The organism is Afipia sp. OHSU_II-C1 (assembly GCF_000497575.1).
GTDB lineage: Bacteria > Pseudomonadota > Alphaproteobacteria > Rhizobiales > Xanthobacteraceae > Afipia.
Genome location: NZ_APJI01000025.1, coordinates 73,830 through 80,201, shown reverse-complemented (window position 1 = coordinate 80,201; position 6,372 = coordinate 73,830). Strand labels below are relative to the sequence as shown.

At 57.9% G+C, this 6,372-nt stretch carries 3 protein-coding genes and 1 pseudogene; 1 reads left to right on the top strand and 3 read right to left on the bottom strand.

Features of this window, described 5'->3' with window-relative positions; genetic code table 11:
- Positions 1-94 precede the first annotated feature (94 nt).
- Positions 95-739 carry a TetR/AcrR family transcriptional regulator gene (locus I554_RS0123945; RefSeq protein WP_024577329.1) on the top strand — a complete coding sequence of 215 codons (645 nt, stop codon included), beginning with the start codon at positions 95-97 and terminating at the stop codon, positions 737-739.
- A 503-nt stretch (positions 740-1,242) separates the two neighbouring features.
- On the opposite strand, the pseudogene I554_RS25845 reads toward I554_RS0123945, so the two are convergent.
- The 3 genes and pseudogenes from I554_RS25845 to I554_RS0123925 all read right to left on the bottom strand — a co-directional run.
- A pseudogene (locus I554_RS25845) lies at positions 1,243-2,502 on the bottom strand (efflux RND transporter permease subunit); the annotation flags it as partial.
- A 265-nt stretch (positions 2,503-2,767) separates the two neighbouring features.
- Entirely contained in the window at positions 2,768-4,417 is a 1,650-nt protein-coding gene (locus I554_RS0123930; RefSeq protein WP_024577332.1) for an acyl-CoA synthetase, read from the bottom strand.
- A 134-nt stretch (positions 4,418-4,551) separates the two neighbouring features.
- Positions 4,552-6,366 (bottom strand): AMP-binding protein, encoded by a 1,815-nt coding sequence (locus I554_RS0123925; protein ID WP_024577333.1) that lies wholly within the window; start codon positions 6,364-6,366, stop codon positions 4,552-4,554.
- Between the last annotated feature and the right edge of the window lie 6 nt (positions 6,367-6,372).

Below are 6,372 nucleotides of genomic sequence, written 5' to 3'. Positions count from 1 at the left end.
TCATCTGAAGTTACTATTATTATCGAACGAGTGTTAGATTTTTTATTATCGAACGATCGTTAGAAAATCAAGCACTAAGAAGAAGGGTTCCTCAATGGCGTCGACGACACTGGCCAAGGCCAAAAAAGCCAAACCGAGCAACAAGATGCCAGGTGAAAAGCAGAAGCTGACAAAGGGCGAGCAGGCGCGGGAGAGAATAATTTCTGTCGCCGAGGCGCTCTTTAACAAGCAGGGATTCGACGGAGCGTCGATGCGCGACATCGCGGCCGCCGCCGAAATGCAGCCCGCGTCGATGTACTATCATTTCGACTCGAAGGAAGAGTTGCTCTGGGCCGTCTGGGAGAAAGGCGGAGTGGAACTGCTCAACCGCGTGACCGATGCCATCGCCCTGAAAACCGATCCCTGGCAGCGGATGGAAACAGCTTGCATTGCGCATATTACCGGTCTGCTCGACTGGCGGCGCGCAAATCAGGTCCTGTTCGTGATGCCTCCCTGGCACTATCCGGAAAGCATCAAGGCTAGGGTCATTTCCCTGCGCGATGAATACGAAAAGATCTTCACGGATCTGATCGAGGAACTCCCGCTGCGTCCCAAGGTCGACAAGCGCTACCTGCGCCTCACGTTGATTGGTGCGCTCTCTTGGTCGTTGTTCTGGTACAAGAAGGATCGCGATACGCCGGCATCGATCGCAAAGCAGATTTTGGTCATGCTTCGAACAGGCGTCGATAAACCCGCGTAGGTCGCTGCGCTCTTGCTGGAATGCTACGATAACAATCGATCAGATCAGTTGCTCCATATCGGAGCTAACACGACTGCGCGGCGACCACGCAGTGGTTTTATTCTCCGGTCTCTTGCACGCGACTCTTGAAAACGGGAATTATTCAATGATTTGCCAGAGAAAGCCGGCTAATTTCGGAAGGTGACGGTTCGATTCCGACTTCCGTAGAGAATCAACGCCTATAAAAAGCCCGCTATTGGCGGGCCTTTCTCACGCTTAGAAAAGAAATTCTCTGAAATCCGGACTGGCTGGCTGGTGACGCAGTGGTGATCGCACCCGTCTCAGCTTGAATTCCCTGCTAACAGGGAATTTTACAGGGAAATCTGCGATTTCCCTGCTCGAGCAGGCGACTCTTAAAGCTGAAACCGCTGTGCCGCAATGATTTTTGAGAATTCCCTAACCAAACTAACAGGGAATAAATCTTAGAGATCAGGGAATTCTACAGCGGGAACAGCGAATCCCCTCATGCCGCCGATCATCGGCACGGCGATGCGCTGCATGATCTCGGAGCGGGTGCCAGTGCTCCACATGATCGGCAGCAGCCCCGCCATGATGGCCACGACCGTCATCATTTTCGGTCGCACCCGTTCCACCGCGCCTTCCATGACGGCGGTGTAGAGATCGTGTTGGGTCATCTCGCGGCCCTCCGCATCACGCCGCGCTTTGATCTCAGCCAACGCCTGGTTGAGGTAGATCAGCATCACGACCCCGGTTTCGGCGGCGACGCCCGCCAGCGCGATGAAACCGACAACGACCGCCACCGACAAATTGAAGCCCAGCCATCACATGAGCCAGATTCCGCCGACCAGCGCGAATGACAGCGACAACATGACGATCATCGTATCCGTGACCGAGCGGAAGTTAAGGTACAGCAGAAGAAAAATGATCAGCAGCGTTACCGGCACCACCATCTTCAGGCGAGCGGTCGCGCGCTCGAGATATTCGAATTGCCCGCTCCACACCACATAGGATCCCGGCGGGAATTGGATGCTCGCGTTCACCGCCTGCTGGGCATCCGACACGTAGCCGCCAAGGTCGCGGTCGTGGATATCGACATAGATATAGACGGCCAATTGCCCGTTCTCGGTGCGGATCGATGTCGGGCCGCGCGACGGCGCAACCTTGGCGACCTCCCCGAGGGGTACCGCGCCGCCGGCCGGCATCGGCACCAGAACATCGTTGGCGATAGCCTGCGGACTGTCGCGCAAATCGCGCAAGTATCGCATGTTAACGCTAAAGCGTTGCCGTCCCTCCACCGTTGTGGTCACGGTCTGGCCGTCAAGCGCGGTCCCGATCACGTCGTGGACGTCCTGAATCATGATGCCGTAGCGCGCCAAAGCAGCCCGGTCTGGTGTGATATCGAGATAATATCCGCCTATCCGACGCTCGGCGTACGCCGACGATGTCCCAGGCACAGTCTTCAAAACCTGCTCAATCTGCTTGGCCAGCTTGTCGATCTCAGCCAGATCGGTGCCGATCACCTTGACTCCGACCGGCGTTCGGATGCCGGTCGACAGCATGTCGATGCACGCCTTGATCGGCATGGTCCAGGCGTTAGAGACGCCGGGGAATTGCAGCGCGCGATCCATCTCGGCGGTCAGGCTGTCGATGGTCACGCCGGGCCGCCATTCCTCCTTCGGCTTCAGATTGATAATTGTCTCGAACATTTCGGACGGCGCAGGATCGGTGGCGGTCAATGCGCGTCCAGCCTTTCCGTAAACTGACCGGCCCCCACCGAGTGGTCCGATTGGAATGTTAGTTTAGAGATTGCATTTTGACTATCTCCTTTGGTGCTGGCCAGACGTAGGCTTCTGGTGCCGGTGGTCGATATCCAAGCGATGAGTGTGAGTGCGCTGCTCCGATTGCACGCGCCCCCACGAGAGTGAAAGGCGCCAAATAATTTACCTGAGGCAAGGCCGCCGAAAGCCATACCGATAGAAGCAAAACCTGAATTACACCCACCCAAGCTCGCAAATTGCGGCACAGACACTACGCCAAAATCGCCTTCGCCGAATTCACCTGATTGCGCAGGGCGAACTTCTGGATCTTGCCGGTCGATGTCTTCGGGATGAAGCCGAATATCACGGATTTCGGTGATTTGAAGCCCGGCAACACGCCTTTGCAGTAAGCCAGAATTTCAGCTTCCGTGGCGCTCGCGCCGTCCTTCAACTCAACGAACGCGCAGGGCACCTCGCCCCATTTCGGATCAGGCTTGGCGACCACGGCGGCGAACAGCACCGCTGGATGCTTGTAAAGAACGTCCTCGACTTCGACGGACGAGATATTTTCACCGCCTGAAATGATGATGTCCTTGGAACGATCCTTGATGATCACGTAGCCGAACTCATCAAGGACACCGAGATCGCCGGTGTGAAACCACCCGCCTTCGAAGGCTTCTTTGGTCGCCGCCTCGTTCTTCAAATAACCTTTCATGACAATGTTGCCACGGAACATGACCTCGCCGATGGTTTCGCCATCGCGCGGCACCTCGCGCATCGTTTCTGGATCGAGCACCGTGACGGCTTCCTGAAGCGGATAGGGCACGCCCTGCCGGCGCTTCAGCTGGGCGCGCTGATCTGCCGGCAAATCATCCCAGCCGGGCTGTTCGGCGCAAACAGAGGCGGGGCCATAGACCTCTGTGAGACCGTAGACATGGGTCAGCTTGATGCCGATGCTCTCGGCGCCCTCAAGCACGGCTACCGGCGGCGCCGCGCCCGCAATCAGTCCTACGACGGGCTTCGCCGACTTGCCCTTGGGCGCGCCCGGCGCATTGATCAGCGTGTTGTAGACGATCGGCGCGCCGCACATGTGGGTCACGCCGTGGGCCTTGATCAGCTCGAAAATCTTGGCCGGATCGACCTTGCGCAAGCAGACGTTGATCCCGGCCGACGCGGCGATGGTCCACGGAAAGCACCAGCCGTTGCAATGAAACATCGGCAACGTCCAGAGATAGATCGGATGCGTACCGAGATTGCCCGCGAGGATGTTGCTGACGGCGTTGAGATAGGCGCCGCGATAATGCGTGACGACGCCCTTGGGATTGCCCGTTGTTCCGGACGTGTAGCCGAGCGCAATGGCGTCCCATTCGTCCTGCGGCTGATGCCAGGCGAAGTCCGGGTCGCCGGACGCAACTGCCGCCTCGTACTCGAGTTCGCCGATGCGCTTGCCGCCGGTAAATGCCGTGTCGTCGACATCGATCACCAGCGGCCTTGGACCCTTCATCAGACCGAGCGCATCTGAGATCACGCCGGTAAACTCGGGATCGACCAGAATGACCTTTGCGCCGCCATGGTCGAGCTGGAATGCGATGGACGCCGCATCGAGCCGGATATTGAGCGCGTTGAGGACTCCACCGGCCATGGGCACGGCGAAGTGAACCTCATTCATCGCCGGAATGTTCGGCAGCATGGCCGCGACGGTGTCGCCACGCTGGATGCCGCGCGCAGCAAGAAACGACGCGAAGCGCTTGCAGCGCTCATAGGTCTGCGCCCAGGTGAAGCTGCGATCCTCGTAGACCGTGCTAACGTGATCCGGATAGACGGCGGCGCTGCGAGCAAGGAAGCTAAGCGGCGACATCGGCACATAGTTGGCGGCATTCTTGTCCAGACCAGTGCTGTATTGGCCCTGATGGCCGCTCATAGCCTGACTCCCTGATTGTCCGACAGGTCGGACGCCCGAAACGGACGAGACCCGTACTCTATTTGTCTATACACGATGGTTTCGGTGATCATTCACAACGCCGAATGAGCCGAGCTATGGAAGGTTGAGGCCGTTCATGAACCATGTCGGCTATAGAGACCCTCGATCTCTGAAGCGTACTTCTTCTGAACATTGAAGCGACGAACCTTCATTGTCGCTGTGACTTCGTCATCGTCATGATCCAGTTCCTTCGTCAGCAGATGAAACTTCCGGATCTGCGATACTTGCGCAAGCTGCGCATTGGCAGTGTTGATCTCCGACTGGATCAGATCGCGCAAGCTTTCGTTTTCGGTGAGATTCTTGAAATTCGTATAGGCGATGCCTTTTTCCTCGGCCCACTTCCCGGCGAGATCATAGTCGATCTGGATCAGCGCTGAGACATACTTGCGCGCCTCACCAATAACGATGCACTCCTTGATGAACGGGCTGGACTTCACCGTGTTCTCGATTTCCGACGGACTCAGATTCTTTCCGCCCGCCGTAATCATGATATCCTTGAGCCTATCCACGATACGGAAATGGCCATCCTTGAATTCCGCGACATCTCCGGTGTGCAGCCATCCATCGCGGATCGACATGCGGGTCGCTTCTTCGTTGCGATAGTAACCTTCAAACACCGTATCGCCGCGAATGAGCAACTCGTTCGACTGTCCGAGCTTTGTGTCCATCCGATCAATGCCGCTGCCCACGGTCCCCACTCGCCGGTCCGACAGCACCTGCCCCAGCGCGATGCCCGAACTTTCCGTCAAACCGTAGACCTCGATCAGTGGCACGCCGATGGCGCGGAAGAAATGCACGATCGCAGGTGAGATCGGCGCGGCACCGGTCATGGCAATGCGGGTCTTTCGCAGCCCGATGAAGTTCTGCAGCGCGCGGAAGATCAGCCAGTACGACAGCGCAAACTTGAGCTTTTCAGACAACGTTCGGTCGGCCGCGTTCTTCTCCGCAAAGGGCTCGCAAGCAGCATAGGCCCGCTCGAACATCGCGCGCCGGATACTCCCCGCCTCCAGCAGCTTGATATGGATCGACGAATGCAGCTTTTCCCAGATGCGCGGCACACCGAGGAACATGCTCGGCGCAACCTCTCGCAGATCCTCCTGCACGGTCCGAATTGACTCTCCGAAGTTGACCAGCGAGGCCAGATACGTCGGGACCATCACTGTCGTCATCTGCTCGGCGACATGACACAGCGGCAAGTATGACAGAACGCTTGCGGATTGGTCGACAGCCAGCCGATCGGCGCAACCGATCGCCTGCGCCCGAATGTTCTTGTAGCTCAGCATCGCGCCCTTGGGCTTCCCGGTGGAGCCGGACGTGTAGATGATCAGTCCGATCTGCGAGAGTTGTTGCCGATCAACAATTCCATCGACCAAAGCTGCGTGGCCGGCTTCGAAATCGGCCCCCAGCGCTTCGAGCGCATCGAACGACATCACCTGATCGGGCGGATAGTCCCTGATGCCCTTGGTCTCAATGACGATGATCCGCCGCAACTTTGGCAGTTCATCGCGGCGCTCCAGAACCTTGTCGACCTGCTCCTGATCCTCGCAGACGATGACCTCGGATTCGGAATGCGCCAGCACATAAGCAACTTCGTTCGACGGGCTGGTCGGATAAACACCGACCGCGATCCCATCGACGATGTTTGCGCCAAGTTGCGCCAGCACCCATTCGATCCGGTTCTCGGACAGAATGGCGACGTGACCGCCCTCGTTGAGGCCGAGCGCGCGAAAGCCGAGGCCGACATGGCAAGCCCGCTGGTAATAGCGCTGCCAGGTCGAAGGATTCCAGATCCCGAACTCCTTTTGACGGATCGCCACGCGCTCCGGATAGCGGCGCGCGTTCTCGCGCAGCATTTGCGGCAGCGTCAGTTGGGGAAACCTGTCGCTCATTCGATC

What these genes read in the sequence shown, in the direction of transcription:
- I554_RS0123945 (WP_024577329.1), top strand. Translation starts at nt 95, where the DNA reads ATGGCGTCGACGACACTGGCCAAGGCCAAAAAAGCCAAACCGAGCAAC.
- I554_RS0123925 (WP_024577333.1), bottom strand. Translation starts at nt 6,366, where the DNA reads ATGAGCGACAGGTTTCCCCAACTGACGCTGCCGCAAATGCTGCGCGAG.
- I554_RS0123930 (WP_024577332.1), bottom strand. Translation starts at nt 4,417, where the DNA reads ATGAGCGGCCATCAGGGCCAATACAGCACTGGTCTGGACAAGAATGCC.